Genomic DNA, 18054 nt, shown 5'->3' with positions numbered 1-18054 from the left:
TATTCAACCTTTACAATTTTTATTCCAAAATAAATTTCAGATTCTATATTTGCATACAATTTGATGTTTAATTTAGCAATATATATTTAATTATGAAAAAGTTAATTTCAATCATATGCATGCTCAGTTTTTTGATGTTCTTTGAAAATTGCTCATCCCAGACCAATATGGATCCTCAGGCAGTAACTGCACTGATCAACTCCCAGGACTTTTCTTTCCATGCGCAAAGAGCAAACCCTACGAATTACGATGTCATCAATGTAATGACCTCAATGCCGAACGCCCCTGCAACGAGAATACTTGATCTTTCCGGAAGCAATTACAGTGTTGATGTAAGACCGGATAAACTGGAAGTGGTATTGCCTTATTTCGGAAGAGTTTTCAACCCTTCTTACGGTGACTCTTCACAAAACAGTTACAGATTTTCGTCAAAAGATTTTACGGTAAACAAAAGTCAGAATAAAAAAGGGACATGGGTTGTAAGAATAAAACCCAATGATACAAACAGGGTTGATGAAATCATTCTGGAAATTACAAAATCAGGAAGAGCTTTTACATCCATTAGAAGTAATGACAGGCAGCCTATTTCTTACGACGGATACATTACAAAAAATGAAGAGCAGAAAGTGCAGCCTTAAAGTATTAGTCTTTAGACAAAAACTTTTCAACGAATAATTTTGCTTCGGTGCTTGGATTGGAAACCAGTGCTGAAGCATTTTTTTTATGAAGAATATAAGCTTCCTCCAACGAATTACTCTTCTTCATCGCCGATAAAATATATTCCTGCACCCAGTACTCAAACCGTTTTTCAGCCTGCTGATTCCTGATTTCAGAAAACCGGTTGGCTTTCTTTTTCAGGGAGATGAACTCATTTATCTTTTCAAAAACTTCATCAAGACCTTCATTACTTAAGGCAGATCCCAGTAAAACCGGAACTTTCCAGCCTTTTTCTTTAGGAGGGATAAAATCTAAAGCTCTCTTCAGTTCGAGTCTGGTATTCTTCGCTTTCTGAAGATTGTCTTTGTCAACTTTATTAATGAAGATCACATCCACCATTTCCATGATCCCTCGTTTGATTCCCTGGAGCTCGTCGCCACCACCAATGATTTTTAAAAACAGGAAAACGTCTGTAATATCAGCTACGAGAACTTCAGACTGTCCTACCCCGACCGTTTCAATTAAAATATAATCATATCCCGCGGCTTCACAGATCATCATGGTTTCAAAGGTCGTATTGGCCACGCCTCCCAAAAATCCTGAGCTTGGGGAAGGCCGGATAAAAGCATTTTCTTCTTTGGCCAGTTCTTCCATTCTCGTTTTATCGCCCAGAATACTTCCTTTATTAATAGCCGAACTTGGGTCAATAGCGAGAACAGCTACTTTTTTACCATTGGCAATCGCAAGCCTGCCGAAATTCTCAATAAAAGTTGATTTCCCTGCACCCGGAACGCCCGTTATCCCTACACGGATGGAATTTCCCGTAAATGGCATGATCCCTTTCAACAATTCCTCAGCTTGCTGGCGGTGTTCAGCTTTTTTACTTTCCACTAAGGTAATGGCTTTTGCAATCAGACGTTTGTTTCCTGACCGTATCCCATCGATTAGCTCTTCTGTAGAAAATTTCATTGATTCAAAAATAAGGATTAAAGCGTGAATGATCAATAGACAATTGCCTTCACCTGATATTTTTATCCATAATCTTTCTGTTGGTCCTAAATAAGTTCAAGCCTCTTTAATATATTTCCATTAAAATGAGTTAATGTTGAATGAATTCATTATCAAAACCTCCTCATATAATACGTTGATTTTAAACGTCCTATTCATCACTGGAAAACGTCCCGTCGTTTTATACAAAACGTCTCGAGGTTTTAGGTAAAACGTTTCGACGTTTCAGGCAAAAGGTCTCGACGTTTTTACACAAAGGATTCGACGTTTTTACCTAACCCTGCAAACACCCCTGCACACCCCTAATTTTTATTATTTCTAAATTATCCGCCATTTCATTAATAAGAAGTGGAATTTGCTACATTTGTTTTAATCAAATAATGTAAAACATGAAAAAAATAATCGCTGTAGCATCCTTTACTGCCGTTTTACTGGCATCTTGTACACCAAAAGCTTCTACAGCAACAGCGCCTGCAGCTGCCACTTCTACTGCCGAGCAAATCGCACAGGGAAAAACAATTTTTGAAAATTCATGCGGAAGATGTCATAAACTTCCGGACCCGACTTCCCATACCTCTGTTGATTGGGTGGGAATTATGAACAGGATGGCTCCTAAAGCAAAACTTACCGATGAGCAGCATCAGTGGGTATACGATTATATCGTATCTGTGAAAAAATAATCACTTTAAAAAATAGTATTATGAAAAAATTGATTTTAGGTATGATTCTCGGTTCTGCATCATTAGTAGTATCATGCGGACCAAAAAGCATGGCGGTAACTGGGCCGAAGTACACTTCGTCTGAGCAGCTGGCACAGGGAAAAACAATCTTCGAAAACTCATGCAACAGATGCCACAAGCTTCCGGATCCTGCGAAACACGACGATCAGGGCTGGCTGAAAACGCTTAGCAGAATGGCTCCTAAGGCTAAACTAAGCGAAGATCAGCACCAAATGGTTTATGACTATCTGATTTCAGTAAATAAAAAATAAGTTTCTTCAGAAACATTCTTTAAAACAAAGAGAGGCTGCCCTAAAAGTTTGGGCAGCCTCTTTTTTACGTCTGAAAATCGAACACGTAATTTTTTATGCTCCGTAGGAGCAATACCTGTGTAGAAGAAAAAACAATAGAACATCGCAAGCATGCCGTAGGTGTGCTATGATAAGATAGAACCCCGACGGAGTTCCGGTACAAGATGCTGTTATTGATCTACACAGATATTGCTCCGATGGAGCAAATCCTATGCTGTGCTGTAAAATCATTATTTAAATCAGATAAAGTCGTGGCTTACAAAAAAGGAGACCTCAATGGGTCTCCTTCTTCTTTTTCATCTTGCTTTTCTTGGGCATTTTTGATCTAATAAACTTCTTGCGGTCTTTTACCAGATTCAGACTGTACTCGGTAAAGCAGTATTTTTCAGCTTCATTCAGAAACTTTATGGCATTGGCAAAACTTCCTCTTTTCTCGGAAAGCAGCGATCTGTGTAACCATAATGTTGCTTTATCAATTCCTTTGATTTTTAAAGAATAAGCAATCAGCTTTTCCGCTTCGTGAAAATCTTCATTATCTAAAAGGCATTTAATATAATATTGTGGCGTATTCAGATTGGTCACATCGCACTGCATTGCTTCTTCGAAATACAGTTTCGCTTTTTCGTAATCGTTCAGCATTTCACTGTAGATTCTGCCCATCAGGCAAAGGCTGTCTGCGTCCTCCGGATCGTATGACAATGCATAATTCAACGCTTCCAGGCAATCCGGCAAGCTGTATGGATAATTATCTAAAGCCTCAAAGTAATATTTATTTTTAGTTAAGGTCATTTTTGTAAGTTTTTAATTCTTTCTTCAGTTGATTTCTTTGTTTTTTAAAAGACTTTTCCTGATAATTCTTTTTAAAATCCGTCCCGGAAAATGTACGAACCGGATTCCCTCTTTGCACCTGCAGATGATTATTCCAGGTTTCCTGCATTCTCTTCTGAAGCTGAATGATATTCTGCTCCAATACTTTCTCTTTAAGCCGGGCAATCGAAAGTTTCTTATTTTCCAGCTGCGAACGAGAGTCCTGTACGAAAACACTTTGGCCTGTCGGGATGTGGGTGGCGCAGACAGCCGTATTTACTTTATTGACATTCTGCCCTCCGCTTCCCTGACTTCTCGTAGTCTGAAACTGAATATCTTTATCATTAAAACTGATTTTCTCCAGACCTTCCAGCTCAAAAACTCCGATAAACCAGTTGCTTCTTTTGTGCAGCTTGCGGAATGTACTTTTGCCTGTCCAGCAAATGCTTCCCAACCAACTTTCTAAAAAATCCGTCAGTTCCTTTGCTTTTAAAAGCAGGGTTACCGATTTCAGTGTAAGATTTTCATCCCCATTTTCCCGGTGAATGATCTCGTAATCGATATTGCTATTTTTTGCTTCCTCAAGGAAAATCTTCAGCACCTTTGCCACTACCCATTGGCATTCTAAAGGTCCTCTTCCTGAGGTTATTTGTATAAGTTTGTCCATTGTTGTTTAATTTGTTGTCGGTTGATGGTTTTCAGTTGATCGTGCTAAATTCTAACAACAATCAACCAAAAAACAACAACCATTTATTTATCCATCCTCACGATTCTTGGCTGGAAAGTTCCCAGAATATCAACTAATTCACTTTGTGCATTCATGACTTCGTTGATGTCTTTGTAGGCCATGGGTGCTTCTTCAGCATTTCCACCCATCAAGATGACATTCTTAAGTTTCAGTTCTTTCTTAATATCATTTTGAGTAAAAAGGCTTCTGCATTCCCCTCTCGAATGCGCTCTTCCAGCACCGTGAGAAGCTGAGTTCAGGGAATCCGGATTTCCTTTCCCACGTACAATAAAACCTTTAGCGGTCATGGATCCGGGAATCATCCCCAACTCGTTTTCATTTGCCGGCGTTGCGCCTTTCCGATGAACGATCACTTCTTTTCCGTTGTGGATTTCTTTCCAGGCGAAATTGTGATGGTTCTCAATTCTCGCTTTCACCCTTCCTCCCACGACTTTCACCAATCTCCTGTGGATATCGTCGTGGCAGGCTGAGGCATAATCTCCTGCAAGATTCATGGCTGTCCAGTATTCTAATCCGAGATGCGTACTCAAATCCAGCCAGGCGAAGTTTTGCGCTTCTTTTGGCAACGGGCATTGCTCCACAGCAACTCTGGAATAGTATTGGGCAATTTCTGCTCCTAATCCCCGGGAACCGCTGTGTGAAAGAATTCCGAGATATTTTCCTTTCGGAAGACCGATCTGCTCATCTTCTTCGGTGATTTCCACTTCTCCGAATTCTACGAAATGATTTCCGCCGCCGGAAGTTCCCATCTGTTTGATGGCTTTTCCTTTTAACCTTCTCAGGATCGGGATCATATCGAAGGTATCTCTGTCGAAAATTTCATGTTCGACGTGAGACTTGTGTGTTTCGTACATCCCGAATTTCGTATGTTCGGCCAGCGCTTTTTCGTATTTATCTTTGGCTCCGTCGAGATATGAGACCGGTGTATCTAAAATACTGAGGCTCATTCTGCAGCCGATGTCCATGCCGACTCCATAAGGAATTACGGCATTTTCTACGGCAAGAACACCACCAATTGGAAGTCCGTAACCGCTGTGCGCATCGGGCATTAAGGCTCCCTGTGTTGAAATCGGCAGTTTCAGCGCGGTATAGAGCTGGTTTTTTGCTTCATCCGAAATATTGTTTCCGAAAATATTAAAAGTCGCTCTGTTTGTGTTAAGCATTCTTTTTTCTGTTTTCTTTGATGAGAGTAATGCTTCAGCAATTTGTCCGAAGGTTAAATCCTTTTCAAATTGTTCCGGATTTTGCAGGATTTCCTTTAAAAGAGATTTCACATGATGGATGTTTTTTGTTGCGAAATTTCTCTTCATAACTTCTAAAGCAATGTTTACACTTTGATTATTAGGATATCCTATTTTTAATATATTTTTTCCTTTAAGTTTTAAATTTCCCATTGTTGTATGATTAAAGATGTTGATTCAAACCTCATAGGTTTTTGAAACCTATGAGGTTTATTAAACGGAACTTTATCCCTAGCCCGGATTGCAGCGGCTACCCCACAGCGAACCTGAAAGGTGAGCGAGGAGTAATAGCGGAAAGCCGGAAATAGCTTCAAATAAAAAATTGTCTGCTATTCGGAAAATTCCTGATTTTATAAATCGATTTCGGGGAAACTGTTTGAGTTTGAATATTGCGCAATAAAAAACCCGAAATCTTGCGACTTCGGGTTTTGATATTTCATATACTGTTATTCTAAGAATGTACCAAACCACGAAGCCTTACCACCATAAGCGGTAATCCTATTGAAGAATTCTGAGTAAATCTGAACATTTTGCTTCGTTTTTTAATGGTTAAACTTGATTTTCAGATGCAAAGATAAAATAATTTTCTTTAGACACAATCTAAATTAAAGAACTGCATGAGGTATAAGCAAAACAAAGCCTGCCGGAAAATTCCAGCAGGCATATTTTATTTATTGAAAATTTATTAATCTTCTGATCCCAGATCATCCATCGGGTCGTCCATACCTTTGATAACATTTGAGTGATAAACTCTCTCAGATCCAAGGAAATAGATATTGTGCCTTGCTTTTGCAATAATTCCGTTGTATTCTTCTTCGGTCATTCCATTAGGAATATCTTTTTGGTTTTCTGAAGGTTTCTTAAAGACTTCTAATGCGCCATTTTTATTCAAAATAGATTTTGCGGTCGTTGCCTGTTCGAGGTTATCCGCATAGACAATAACGTTATTTCTTCCGATACTGTGCTTACGGTAAGCATCCAACATCTCTGCATCGTGTGCAAAAGTGTATTCGAAAAAACCTTTCGTCTGTTCGTCTTCCTGATAATGATCGGTTGACAAACCACTTTCTACGCTTGATTTTGAAACAATAATATTGGCTTCGTTGAAACCGTTTTCTTTTAAATCTCTTTTAATTTCCTCTGTATCTACAGTCACCGGAAATACTGAAACTACTGTATAAGCCATAATGAAAATTTTCATTAAACCATACAAAAGCTGTGCAACTTATTGCTTTTTAATTTTAATTTAACTTAAATATTTTTCTAAAATATCCACCGCGCACTTTGGAAGATTGGTTCCCGGCCCGAAGATAAAGTCGGCTCCGTTGGCATATAAAAACTCATAATCCTGCTGTGGAATAACCCCTCCAACGACGATCGTGATATCATCTGCTCCCAGCTTTTTCAATTCTTCCACCACCTGCGGGACCAGCGTTTTGTGTCCGGCTGCCAGAGAAGAAACACCAAGAATATGAATATCATTTTCTACCGCCTGCTTCGCCACTTCCTCCGGAGTCTGGAATAACGGAGCGACATCCACATCAAATCCCATATCTGCAAATGCTGTTGCCACTACTTTTGCGCCTCTGTCGTGACCATCCTGCCCCATTTTGGCGACCATCAGCCTGGGGCGACGTCCTTCTTCTTCTTCAAATTTCTGCGTCAGGTTTAAAGCTTTTTCAAAGTATTCGTTTTTTCCTGCATTCATGGCGTATACTCCTGATATTGTTCTGATGTTGGCTTTATATCTTCCGAAACTTTCTTCCATGGCATCGCTCATTTCACCAAGCGTTACTCTTCTGCGGGCCGCTTCGATACACAATGCGAGAAGATTTCCTTTTCCTGTTTTTGCAGCTTCGCGGATTTCATTTAAAATTTCTTCAACTGCTTCAGGATCTCTTTCTTCTTTTATTTTATTTAATCTTTCGATCTGTTTTCTGCGGACTTCCGTGTTGTCGATATCTAAGATTTCTATCTGATCCTGTTTTAAAGCTGATTTAAATGAATTTACGCCGATAATAAATTCTTCACCACTATCGATTTTTGCCTGTTTTCTTGCTGCCGCTTCTTCAATTCTCATTTTCGGAATACCAGCTTCGATGGCTTTCGTCATTCCACCTTCCTGCTCGACCTCATCGATGTATTTCATCGCTTCTTCGATCATTTGCTGAGTAAGGCTTTCCACTAAATTACTGCCTCCCATCGGGTCTACCACGTCACAGATCCCACTTTCCTGTTGCAGAATAATCTGGGTATTTCTTGCAATTTTTGCGGAATAATCTGTCGGAAGTGCAATAGCTTCATCCAGAGCATTCGTGTGAAGAGACTGTGTTCCCCCCAATGCTGAAGACAGTGCTTCAATCGCTGTTCTGGTGATATTGTTGAAAGGCTCCTGCTCAGTCAAAGACCAACCGGAAGTTTGCGAATGTGTTCTTAAGGCTAAAGACTTAGGATTTTGTGGATTGAACTGTTTTAAAAGGGTTGCCCAGATGTATCTTGCGGCGCGCATTTTTGCGATTTCCATGAAGTGATTCATTCCGATGGCCCAGAAAAAGGATAATCTTGGTGCGAAATCATCAACGTTCATTCCTGCTTTTATCCCTGTTCTTACGTATTCCAATCCGTCTGCAAGGGTGTAAGCCATTTCCAGTACAGGGGTGGCCCCGGCTTCCTGCATGTGATATCCTGAAATTGAAATCGAATTAAACTTTGGAATATTCTGGGAAGTATACTCAAAAATATCGGCAATGATTTTCATGGAAGGTGCCGGCGGATAGATATAAGTATTTCTCACCATGAATTCCTTCAAAATATCATTCTGGATCGTTCCTGAAAGTAATTCCTGAGAGACGCCCTGCTCTTCTGCAGCAACAATATAAAAAGAAAGGATTGGTAAAACAGCCCCGTTCATCGTCATGGAAACCGAAATCTGATCTAATGGAATTTCATTAAATAAAATCTTCATATCTTCGACAGAATCGATGGCTACTCCAGCTTTTCCTACATCACCAACCACTCTTGCGTGGTCTGAATCATACCCTCTGTGGGTTGCCAAATCAAAAGCTACGGAAAGACCTTTTTGTCCTGCCGCTAAGTTTCTTCTGTAAAAAGCATTGGATTCTTCCGCTGTTGAAAATCCGGCATATTGGCGTATTGTCCAGGGTTTTTGAACGTACATGGTGGAATAAGGACCCCTTAAGTACGGTGCAATTCCCGGAGTCGTGTGAGTTAGTTCTTTATCTTTAACATCTTCTGCCTTGTAGGAGGATTTTAATTGTAATCCATCTTTTTCGAATGGATAAATTTCTGTCTGCTTTTCAGCTATCTTAAATTGAGGAGTTTTGTTCTGAACTTCCCGTCTCATACTTTCAGATTTATTATATCGCTAAAATTACACATTTTTGAGATAATAATTTTGTGTGAATTTGAGACAGTGATTTGTTCAGGAAAATAGTACGATTTATCATTAACCATGAAAAAAATTCCGGTTTAAAAAAGGTTTGGCTAAAGCCTATAAATAAATTATATAAAAGAACTTTAAATCTGAATCATCAAATGTATAAAACACGTATTTTTGAAACTTTAAAAACTTTCATGAAAAAAATACTTTTGCTAATCCTTTTTTCTTTTTTACAAATTACTGTGTTTGGTCAAGATGCAATAAATTTTGAATTTAGCTTTCCTGAAAATTCACGGTTTACGATCGAACAAAAAGTTGACAATTCGGGAACAATGAAAATCACAGGCACCAAAGTGGAAATGGAGAATCTCAAAAAATCTGGTTATAATGCAGATAGGAAATTAAAATATCTGATGAATTATTCTTCAGAATATACAACAGGAGAAAGAACGTCAGATAATTTTTCTTTTGAGTTTTTTTACAGCAATGTAAGCTTTGATATTGATAGTGATGGAAAAAAACAAAACAGAGAGTGGGCATTTCCTTCAGTAATATTAAAGGCAGGAATTATTAACGGTAAGCTAGCTGTCATTCAAAGCGCTAAAACAGGATCTTCTTCTCAAGATCAATTCATTAACTCATTACCACGATATTTCACTACCGATTTCCCTAAAATCAATAATCTGAAAATAGGAGAATCCTTTATTGTAAAACGTATTGCAAATAATCAGACAGAAGGATATTCCTTCTCAGGAAATTTGAAATATACTTTAAAAAAAATTGAAAATGAACTAGCCTATTTCTCAATTAGTGTTATTGTTAAAAATTATCCTGAATCAACATTAAATTCTTCGGGAAATGGCACTGGTGAAATGATCTACAATCACAAAGATAAATTCATTCAGTCTGAAAAAATAAAGATAAACTTAAGCAGTTCACAAAATAAAACAGTAAATATAACAGCTACAAATGTTATAATCTCAACTTATGAATTAAAAAACCTTGTCAGAAATTAATCTGCCAAGGTTTTATTCATATGCCTTTATTTCAAATTTTTAATTCCCATTTCAAATAAAGCGAAAGAAATCAAGTCTGCATTTTCTCCGATTACCTGATCTGTAGATCTTCCGGCTCCATGACCTGCATTTTTTTCAATCCTTAAAAGAATCGGATGATCACACGCCTGCTTTTCCTGAAGCTCAGCTCCGAATTTGAAGGAGTGCGCAGGAACCACCCTGTCATCATGGTCACTGGTGATGATCATGGTAGAAGGATAGCATGTTCCGGCTTTTACATTGTGAACAGGAGAATATGACTTTAAATATTCAAACATTTCTTTGCTGTCTTCAGCGGTTCCGTAATCGTAAGACCAGCCTGCACCGGCTGTGAATTTATTATACCTCAGCATATCCAGCACGCCAACTCCCGGGAAAGCTACCCCTGCCAGGTCGGGGCGCATGGTCATTGTTGCCCCTACCAGCAGTCCGCCATTTGATCTTCCGGATAAAGCCATAAACTGTTTAGAAGTGTAGCCTTTTTGCTGTAAATATTCTCCGGCTGCAATGAAATCGTTGAATACATTTTTCTTATTCATTTTTGTCCCGGCATCATGCCATTTCTTCCCATACTCACCACCTCCACGGATGTTTGGAACCGCGTAGATGCCTCCGTTTTCCATCCAGATGGCATTTACGACAGAAAAGGCTGGCTGCAAACTGATATTGAAACCTCCATAAGAATATAAAATCGTAGGATTTTTACCATCCAGCTTTGTTCCTTTTTTATAATTAATCATCATCGGAACTTTTGTCCCGTCTTTTGAGGTATAGAAAACCTGCTCTGAAACGTAATCTTCCGGATTAAATTTCACTTTAGGTTTCTGATACACTTCGGATTTCCCGGAATCTGCATTGAATTTATAAGTTGTCCCCGGTGTGATATAATTGGTGAATGAAAAATATAATTCTTTCTCATTTTCTTTCCCTCCAAAACCTGAAACATTTCCTTTTCCGGGAAGCGTAATTTCGCGGATCAATTTTCCTGTTCTGTCATATTGTTTTACCTGATCAATGGCATCAATCATATATGTTGCAAAGAAATACCCTCCGCCTGTGGTGACTCCCAGAACATTTTCAGTTTCCGGAATTACATCTTTCCATGTTTCAGGAGCCGGATTTTTAATGGTTGTCTTTACGAGACGCATATTGGGCGCATCCTTATCGGTAAAGATATAGAGATCGTCTCCCTGCGTATCGACAATATCGACGTTGATATCAAAACCTTTATTGATCTGAACGAAGTCACCGCCGTTTTTAAGATCTTTTACATACAGTTCATTCCCATTGGTGGCATTGGCTGCAGAAATAATCAGATAACGCTGATCTTCAGAAACGCCGGCTCCAAGATATCTTCTCGGAGTTTTGTCTCCCCCAAAAATCAATTGATCTTCGGACTGCTTTGTTCCTAATTTATGAAAATAGACTTTATGCTTATCTGTCATTCCGGAGAGTACAGTTCCTTCTTTTGGTTTGTCATAACTTGAATAATAAAACCCTTCATCGCCCTGCCATGAGATTCCGCTGAATTTTACGTCTACCAGTGTTTCATCGATCTGTTTTTTAGACAAAGCGTCTATGATAATGATCTTGTTCCAGTCACTTCCTCCTTCTGAAATAGAGTATGCCGCCAGATTTCCTTTTTTGTTAAAAGACAATTGAGAAAGCGAGGTTGTTCCTTTTTCGGAAAACTTGTTCGGATCTAAAAACACTTCTGTCTCTTTCGTTTTATTATTGGTTCGATAGAGTACTGATTGTGCCTGCAATCCGTTATTTTTATAATAATAGGTATAATCACCTTCTTTGAAAGGAGCCGAAATTTTTTCGTAGTTCCAGATATCAGTGAGCTGTTTCCTGATTTCTTCTCTGAAAGGAATTTTTGCAAGGTAATCCTGGCTGTGCTTCACTTCTTCGTCGACCCATTTTTTGGTGGCTTCAGAGTCATTTTCAAGATCTCTGAACGGATCTGCAACAGCAGTTCCAAAGTAATTATCGGTTTGCTTTCCTTTTAATGCTTTGGGATACATCATTTTCTGCGAATAAAATGTTGCCGAAAATAAGACTCCGGCAGTTAGTAATAAAGGTCTGAATTTCATATTAAGCTATTTTCCCAAAAATAAGGATTCTGTTTAAATAAAAAAAGCCATCAGATCAGACTGACAGCTTTATAGAATTTTTCCGGGAATATTAGTTTTTGATAAACTTTAATGATTGCCTATCACCTTTCGCTTCTGTCTGAATGATATAGTTGCCTTTTTGTAATTCCTGAATATTTGTTTCTGTATTGAACTTGGAACTTCCACTCTTCAATATTTTCCCGGAAGCATCGAAAATTCTGTATTCAAAATTGTCATTTCCTTTATTTTTGTTTTGAATGGTAAATGTATTTCCAACAGGATTCGGGTAAAGCATCAATGAACTTTGATTTCTGTCAACAGCGGTATCGTTCACTCCTAAAAAAGCACCGGTAAATTTGGTTAGGTAACTTGAATAGCCATAAGCTCCGCCACTTCCTGAATAGCTGAGTACAAATGAACCATCACTGAGAACGAACAGTCTTTGAACGTCTTCGGCTTTTACTGCTGTTGAAGGTGGTGTGGTATTAAATATCTGGTTACCATTGGATGACGTTGAATAATCAATAGTTCCATTTGAATTGAATCTCATAAGGAATAACTGGGTATTAATATTTGCTGTCCAGAAATTGCTTACGTTTCCCATTACCAATATTTTGGAATCTGGAAGTACTTTAATCTGTGAAATATATAGACGAGGGGCGTTGGTGAAAGAATAGTTCGGTGTTCTTCCTCCGTTTGAAAATCCGGTAACAAATGTGCCATCCGATATCTGGATTTTAGATAAAAATACACTGTCATATCCATCTGAAGCAGAATGCAGAAGCAGAATGGTATTATTTGAATAGTCATATTCAAAATTGCTGATAACAGTATTCATATTACTTGGGATGATAATACTTCCGTTATTACCAAATGCAGTATCATAGTTTCCATCTGCTAATCTTCTTTCAATATACGACTCATTGATATTAGTAGAAGTGTTCGTTTTTGAACCTACCAACAGCAATTTTCCGTCGTTCTGGCGATACAATTTTCTTGGGTTAAAGGAACCCAGCGCCAGGCTTCCATTGGTTCCGAAACTGTTATCTTTGATTCCGTCAGCATTAAATTTCAATATAAAATTACCCATGTTGTAGCCAAGTACATAGCTGTTTCCGGTATCATCGACAACAATGTCATTTACCGTACCATTCTGTCCCAATGATATTTTTGTATAGCCATTTGTCCCGAAAGTAGTATCTAAAGTACCATCTAAATTTACTCTTACAATAAACATATTATATAAGCTGTACGTAGGATTGGCATTAGCTCTTCCGATAATAATTATTTTATTATTGTGCAAAACCATCTTTTTCACAGATTCACTTTCATTAATTGAACTGTAGCTGTCGACATCAACTATTTTTGTTCCGAAAGTGGCATCCACCACACCATTTTGACTGATTTTATTGATATTAATATGGGAACTTGAGTTGTATACCGTCATAAACTGTCCATCCGGCAGCATAATCGCATCCGAGAGCGTTGTACTGTTGATTTTTCTATATCCGCTTTCACCGAAAGAAGGGTCAAGGCTGACGGTCTGTGCTGTCGTAAAGTATGAAACCGCTAAAAGCAGTAAAAAGTAGTATTTCTTCATTGAGTATTAGTTTTTATCTAATGATCTAAATTTATTACTGTTAAAATATTTTTTTGCAAATATAACCATTAAAGATTAGACATTTGTTAACAAAAAATCCCAGGGTTTCCCAGGGATTACAAAGATTCTATAATAAAGATTTTATAAATTTTCTTCTTCACCTTTCATTTTTTCGGCATTTTCTGCCATGATAACCGCATCGATCATTTCGGAAATATCTCCGTTCATATAAGCATCAAGATTATACATGGATTTGTTGATACGGTGATCGGTAACTCTTCCCTGAGGATAATTGTAGGTCTTGATCTTAGCCGAACGGTCACCGGTAGAAACCATGGTTTTTCTTTGAGCCGCAATATCTCCCTGCACTTCCTGTAATTTGATATCATACAATTTGGCACGAAGCATTTCCATTGCCAACTCACGGTTGGCCAGCTGAGAACGTGCCTGCTGACAAACCACGACAAGTCCTGAAGGCTTATGGGTAAGCTGAACTTTAGTTTCAACCTTGTTTACGTTTTGTCCTCCGGCTCCTCCCGAACGGGAAGTCTGCATTTCAATATCTGCAGGATTAATTTCCACATCCACTTCTTCTGCCTCAGGAAGAACAGCAACAGTAATTGCTGAGGTATGAACTCTACCCTGGGATTCCGTTTCCGGAACACGCTGCACACGGTGAACTCCGGACTCGAATTTCATGATTCCGTAAACACCTTCTCCTTCCACTTTCATGATCAGTTCCTTGTATCCTTTTGCTGCTTCGTTGGAATCTGTCACTTCATGTCTCCATCCTTTTGTTTTGAAATACATGGAATACATTCTGTATATATCTTCAACGAAAATTGCAGCTTCGTCACCACCGGTTCCGGCACGAAGTTCTACAATTACGTTTTTATCATCTGCAGGATCTTTAGGAATCAATAATACTTTTAATTCTTCTTCCAGGCCGGGAATTTTTTCCAAAGCTTCATTTTTCTCAATTTTTGCTAATTCCACAAAATCTTTGTCGGATCCGTCAGCAATAATCTCGTCGGATTCTTCAATCGTATCCAAAGCACCTTTATATTGATCGTAAACTCTTACAATTTTCCCCAAATCACTATATTCTTTGTTCAGAGAAGAATATCTTTTCTGATCTGAAATAACATCAGGCTGAATAATAAGGTCTGCCACCTCATTATATCTTTGTTTTATAGCTTGTAATTTTGGAATTAAACTCTTAGACATAGTAAAAATTTAGTTTGCAAAGATACGGATTGATTTGTAGATGTGCTAATTTCGGAAGAAATGAGTACCGATTATCAATTTATAGCCTTTTTAAAAGAAAAAAGACCGCAATTACGGTCTTTAAAATTTTATTTTACAATCATCTTCTGGATAGCAACTCCTGAATCGGATGTTAAATGTACAAGGTATGTTCCTGGTGGATATGTTATTTTTAATTCGTAGGTTCCGTCTTCATTTTTCAGTTTAAAACTATCAAGCTTTTTACCACTCATATCGTAAATTGAAATCTGCCCATTTTTAGCTTTGTGATAAATCAGTTTTGCCATATTATTTTTCACAGGATTATCTGCAATTTGTAAAGATAATTTTGACGCTGCATTTTCATCAGCTGTCGATAAGCTTCCTGCATAGTTTCCAAAAATTCTGAACTCTCCCGGCTGTAATGTGATGGTTGCCGTTGTAGAAGTAACGTTTGAAACCGTAGTATCCATAAGGTTTTGCCACTGTCCGGTGTAAGGGAAATACGGAACTACATTTTGTGCAGATGTCGTATAATTTGCCAGCACCACAATGTTTTTCACTCCGTTTGTAATGGTATTGTCGTACACGTAAATTCTTGTAATCAGTCCGTTCGGATCATTAGTAAGGTTATTTGATTCTATAGTATAGGTTTTTGATCTGAAAACCGGATACGTATTTCTAATATTAATAATTTTAGCCCATGTATCATAAACTGCTTTTCTGCTTAAATCCGTATCATAGCCAAGGGTAAATGCAATTGGTTTTTCATCTGTCCTGCAACCGGAATTAATAGATCCGTCGTTGCATCTGTTGATACTGAATTCGTATCCAAGCTCACCAAACTGCCAGATCATTTTGGGCCCCGGAATGGTAAAAAATGTCGCTCCGAAAGTTTTCATCCTATCTAAAGCCGTATTAAGGTTTTTCACATCGTAGCTTCCGTTTACTGCTCCATAGGAAAGATTTTTAAACATCAATCGTTCTTCATCATGACTTTCACCGTAACCAACCCCTGACATATTGGTAAAACCGTGAAGCGAATGATTCATCCTGTCATAATTGCTGTCTTCCTTATAACCCATCGTATTTTGGTTGTAGGGATCTGTCTGCTTATTCCATAGCAACACGCCTTTTCCTTCTGCGATTCTATAATTTGCCCACTGCTGTTCTTCCGCATCCGTTCCCAGATGTTCAAAAATCATATAGGAGTTCGGATCAAGAGCCCATTGTTTGTCTGCATAATCTTTTAAAATATTTACCCGGTCCTGCTGGTAGGCATTGGTACATGTTTCATCATTTTCAGAGCAGCTTTGGGTAAATCCTTTGGTAAGATCCCAACGGAAACCGTCGATATGATATTCCGTCAGCCATTGTTGAAGGCATCTTTCAACGTAATATTTAGTTGAAGGACTTGTATGGTTGAAATCATTGAATACATTATATGAATGTTTCGGTACTGTATTAAAGTATGGATTATTGGAGGCAACATCACCATATCCGTCTCCATCCGGATCTACATTCCATAGTCTTACTAATGGTGAACGACCCGTCGCATGATTAAAAGCAACATCTAAAATAACAGCGATCCCATTCTGATGGCAGAGATCAACAAATTCTTTAAACTTTTCCGGGGTTCCGTACGCTTTATCCAAAGCATAATGGAATGACGTATTATAGCCCCATGAAAGATTTCCCTCAAATTCCATGATAGGCATCAGCTCAACAGCATTAATATTTAAGCCTTTTAAATAATTGATTTTATTAATTAATGACTGCCAGTTTTTTTCCTGAGTAAAATCTCTAAGCAACAATTCGTATACTACGAGATTATCCTTTGATGGACGCTGGAAATTGGTAACCTGCCAATTGTAAGGAGCCTGCCCGGTTTTAAACATAGAAACTTCAAAACCTTGTCCTGCTGGAAATACCGGTAAATTCGGATAGGTTGAAGATGAAATCCATTGATCATCATAAGAAGACAGAATCTGCGGAGAATATGGATCTGCAACTTTTTTAAGGTCATTGGTTCGGTATTGGAACGTGTACAATTGTTGAGGAGTAAGACCACTCAATTCAATCCAGTACAAATCCGGATTGGTAGTATCTCTTTTCATGAGATAATTATCATTTATTGTCCAGTTATTGAAGCTTCCGATGACGTGAACAAAATTTTTAAATGGCGCATATAATGCCAATCCCACTTTCGTCTGGTCTGTAGGATGATAATTTATTCCTTGTCTTATCCAGCCCGGGATAGCTTCAGAAACAACATTCCGAGGAACCTGAAGGATGAATGTGGCATTTTTTGTATTTGAATTGGCATCTGTAGCAATGAGTTCCATATTGGCATCTTCGGTTACCGTGTAGCTGTAAGAATAAGAATTCGAAGCTGTGGAAGTTGTATTTATTACAGCTCCGTTGGCCTTGAGCTGAAATGTTGCATTAACATTTGTCGTAGCGGTAATATTAATGGAATTGCCGGATGGCACTGACGTGAGACTGTTTGCCGTAGGATTGGTCATGCTGATATTCAGAATTCCTACGTTTACCAAAACATCTGAAGTCTGATGCACTCCTGTTTTATCCTTCAATAAAAAGCCAAGCCTTCCGACCCCTGTTCTCCCATAAAAGGTTGTTGGCGTAAACGATAAAGAATAGGTGTCGGCAGTGGAATTATATGTAAGCTTATTCAGCTCATTGGAATTATTCCAGCTCCCATTTGTAGGACAATCCTGGCTGTTCTGATAATTGGTATCCAAAGACCATGACCAAATATAAACTGCATTATTTGAAATTCCCCAGGCTGATTCGTCAATCTGACTCCCAGGAATAGTTAAAGTTATGGCATCCGTTTCATTAAAAGGATTTGGTGCAATGGTATAGCTTATCTGACCTGATATGATCGCTATCATAAATAGTAAAATACCAGAATAAAATTTCTTCATAATTTTTTTTTTATTAATAATACTAAAGTAAATTTTTTTTTGAGAAGTTGGCTTGTTAAGATAAACTTTAACGTATTAAAATATTATGCAACAGTTGATATTGAAATATAATTGTTTTGTTTAATCAAATATGAAATACAATATAGAAGCGGAATCCGGCGCGGGACTTCGTCCCGCGCCGGATTCTCAACATAATCG

14 protein-coding genes are annotated in these 18054 nt (G+C 38.2%); 4 read left to right on the top strand and 10 right to left on the bottom strand.

Annotation, left to right across the window (positions count from 1 at the left end):
- The first annotated feature begins 92 nt into the window (after positions 1-92).
- Positions 93-638: a DUF4251 domain-containing protein gene (locus BMW64_RS14040; RefSeq protein ID WP_090000588.1), complete on the top strand. Its 546-nt coding sequence runs from the start codon at positions 93-95 to the stop codon at positions 636-638.
- A gap of 4 nt (positions 639-642) precedes the next feature.
- On the opposite strand, the gene meaB is transcribed toward BMW64_RS14040, so the two are convergent.
- Complete coding sequence (gene meaB / locus BMW64_RS14035) at positions 643-1626, bottom strand: methylmalonyl Co-A mutase-associated GTPase MeaB (RefSeq protein ID WP_090000587.1); 984 nt, start codon at positions 1624-1626, stop codon at positions 643-645.
- Between the two features lie 428 nt (positions 1627-2054).
- Here meaB and BMW64_RS14030 point away from each other — a divergent pair, with 428 nt between their 5' ends.
- The gene (locus BMW64_RS14030) at positions 2055-2345 is read left to right on the top strand and encodes a c-type cytochrome (protein ID WP_090000586.1); all 291 of its coding nucleotides are present in this window, start codon (positions 2055-2057) and stop codon (positions 2343-2345) included.
- Positions 2346-2365: 20 nt separating this feature from the next.
- Positions 2366-2656 carry a cytochrome C gene (locus tag BMW64_RS14025; protein ID WP_090000585.1) on the top strand — a complete coding sequence of 97 codons (291 nt, stop codon included), beginning with the start codon at positions 2366-2368 and terminating at the stop codon, positions 2654-2656.
- Between the two features lie 312 nt (positions 2657-2968).
- Here BMW64_RS14025 and BMW64_RS14015 read toward each other — a convergent pair whose 3' ends face one another.
- The 5 genes from BMW64_RS14015 to scpA all read right to left on the bottom strand — a co-directional run bounded on the left by BMW64_RS14015 (position 2969) and on the right by scpA (position 8855).
- On the bottom strand, positions 2969-3484 hold the full coding sequence (locus tag BMW64_RS14015) for a tetratricopeptide repeat protein (RefSeq protein ID WP_090000583.1): 516 nt from the start codon (positions 3482-3484) through the stop codon (positions 2969-2971).
- Positions 3471-4169 carry a peptide chain release factor H gene (gene prfH, locus BMW64_RS14010; RefSeq protein ID WP_090000582.1) on the bottom strand — a complete coding sequence of 233 codons (699 nt, stop codon included), beginning with the start codon at positions 4167-4169 and terminating at the stop codon, positions 3471-3473. The genes BMW64_RS14015 and prfH overlap by 14 nt, the downstream gene beginning before the upstream one ends.
- Positions 4170-4252: 83 nt before the next feature.
- Complete coding sequence (locus BMW64_RS14005) at positions 4253-5644, bottom strand: RtcB family protein (RefSeq protein ID WP_090000581.1); 1392 nt, start codon at positions 5642-5644, stop codon at positions 4253-4255.
- A gap of 532 nt (positions 5645-6176) precedes the next feature.
- Entirely contained in the window at positions 6177-6677 is a 501-nt protein-coding gene (locus BMW64_RS14000; protein WP_143052706.1) for a hypothetical protein, read from the bottom strand.
- Positions 6678-6737: 60 nt separating this feature from the next.
- Positions 6738-8855, bottom strand: a complete 2118-nt coding sequence (gene scpA, locus BMW64_RS13995) for a methylmalonyl-CoA mutase (RefSeq protein ID WP_090000579.1) — start codon at positions 8853-8855, stop codon at positions 6738-6740.
- Positions 8856-9085: 230 nt separating this feature from the next.
- Between scpA and BMW64_RS13990 the strand changes: the two genes are divergently transcribed.
- On the top strand, positions 9086-9907 hold the full coding sequence (locus BMW64_RS13990) for a hypothetical protein (protein ID WP_143052705.1): 822 nt from the start codon (positions 9086-9088) through the stop codon (positions 9905-9907).
- A 26-nt stretch (positions 9908-9933) separates the two neighbouring features.
- Here BMW64_RS13990 and BMW64_RS13985 read toward each other — a convergent pair whose 3' ends face one another.
- From BMW64_RS13985 to BMW64_RS13970, 4 genes are all read right to left on the bottom strand, one after another.
- The gene (locus BMW64_RS13985; protein WP_090000577.1) at positions 9934-12042 is read right to left on the bottom strand and encodes a prolyl oligopeptidase family serine peptidase; all 2109 of its coding nucleotides are present in this window, start codon (positions 12040-12042) and stop codon (positions 9934-9936) included.
- Between the two features lie 91 nt (positions 12043-12133).
- Positions 12134-13663, bottom strand: coding sequence for a T9SS type A sorting domain-containing protein (locus tag BMW64_RS13980; protein WP_090000576.1), 1530 nt, complete (start codon positions 13661-13663; stop codon positions 12134-12136).
- Between the two features lie 141 nt (positions 13664-13804).
- The gene (gene prfA, locus BMW64_RS13975) at positions 13805-14890 is read right to left on the bottom strand and encodes a peptide chain release factor 1 (RefSeq protein WP_090000575.1); all 1086 of its coding nucleotides are present in this window, start codon (positions 14888-14890) and stop codon (positions 13805-13807) included.
- Positions 14891-15018: 128 nt separating this feature from the next.
- Positions 15019-17856 (bottom strand): alpha-amylase family glycosyl hydrolase, encoded by a 2838-nt coding sequence (locus BMW64_RS13970; RefSeq protein ID WP_090000574.1) that lies wholly within the window; start codon positions 17854-17856, stop codon positions 15019-15021.
- Between the last annotated feature and the right edge of the window lie 198 nt (positions 17857-18054).

The sequence above is a fragment of the Chryseobacterium taichungense genome (genome assembly GCF_900109935.1).
GTDB lineage: Bacteria > Bacteroidota > Bacteroidia > Flavobacteriales > Weeksellaceae > Chryseobacterium > Chryseobacterium taichungense.
The sequence above is the reverse complement of the archived record's forward strand: the minus strand, read 5'-3'. Positions and strand labels throughout refer to the sequence as shown.

Coding starts and splice junctions, on each gene's coding strand:
- BMW64_RS14040 (WP_090000588.1), top strand. CDS start 93: ATGAAAAAGTTAATTTCAATCATATGCATGCTCAGTTTTTTGATGTTC.
- meaB (WP_090000587.1), bottom strand. CDS start 1,626: ATGAAATTTTCTACAGAAGAGCTAATCGATGGGATACGGTCAGGAAAC.
- BMW64_RS14030 (WP_090000586.1), top strand. CDS start 2,055: ATGAAAAAAATAATCGCTGTAGCATCCTTTACTGCCGTTTTACTGGCA.
- BMW64_RS14025 (WP_090000585.1), top strand. CDS start 2,366: ATGAAAAAATTGATTTTAGGTATGATTCTCGGTTCTGCATCATTAGTA.
- BMW64_RS14015 (WP_090000583.1), bottom strand. CDS start 3,484: ATGACCTTAACTAAAAATAAATATTACTTTGAGGCTTTAGATAATTAT.
- prfH (WP_090000582.1), bottom strand. CDS start 4,169: ATGGACAAACTTATACAAATAACCTCAGGAAGAGGACCTTTAGAATGC.
- BMW64_RS14005 (WP_090000581.1), bottom strand. CDS start 5,644: ATGGGAAATTTAAAACTTAAAGGAAAAAATATATTAAAAATAGGATAT.
- BMW64_RS14000 (WP_143052706.1), bottom strand. CDS start 6,677: ATGGCTTATACAGTAGTTTCAGTATTTCCGGTGACTGTAGATACAGAG.
- scpA (WP_090000579.1), bottom strand. CDS start 8,855: ATGAGACGGGAAGTTCAGAACAAAACTCCTCAATTTAAGATAGCTGAA.
- BMW64_RS13990 (WP_143052705.1), top strand. CDS start 9,086: ATGAAAAAAATACTTTTGCTAATCCTTTTTTCTTTTTTACAAATTACT.
- BMW64_RS13985 (WP_090000577.1), bottom strand. CDS start 12,042: ATGAAATTCAGACCTTTATTACTAACTGCCGGAGTCTTATTTTCGGCA.
- BMW64_RS13980 (WP_090000576.1), bottom strand. CDS start 13,663: ATGAAGAAATACTACTTTTTACTGCTTTTAGCGGTTTCATACTTTACG.
- prfA (WP_090000575.1), bottom strand. CDS start 14,890: ATGTCTAAGAGTTTAATTCCAAAATTACAAGCTATAAAACAAAGATAT.
- BMW64_RS13970 (WP_090000574.1), bottom strand. CDS start 17,856: ATGAAGAAATTTTATTCTGGTATTTTACTATTTATGATAGCGATCATA.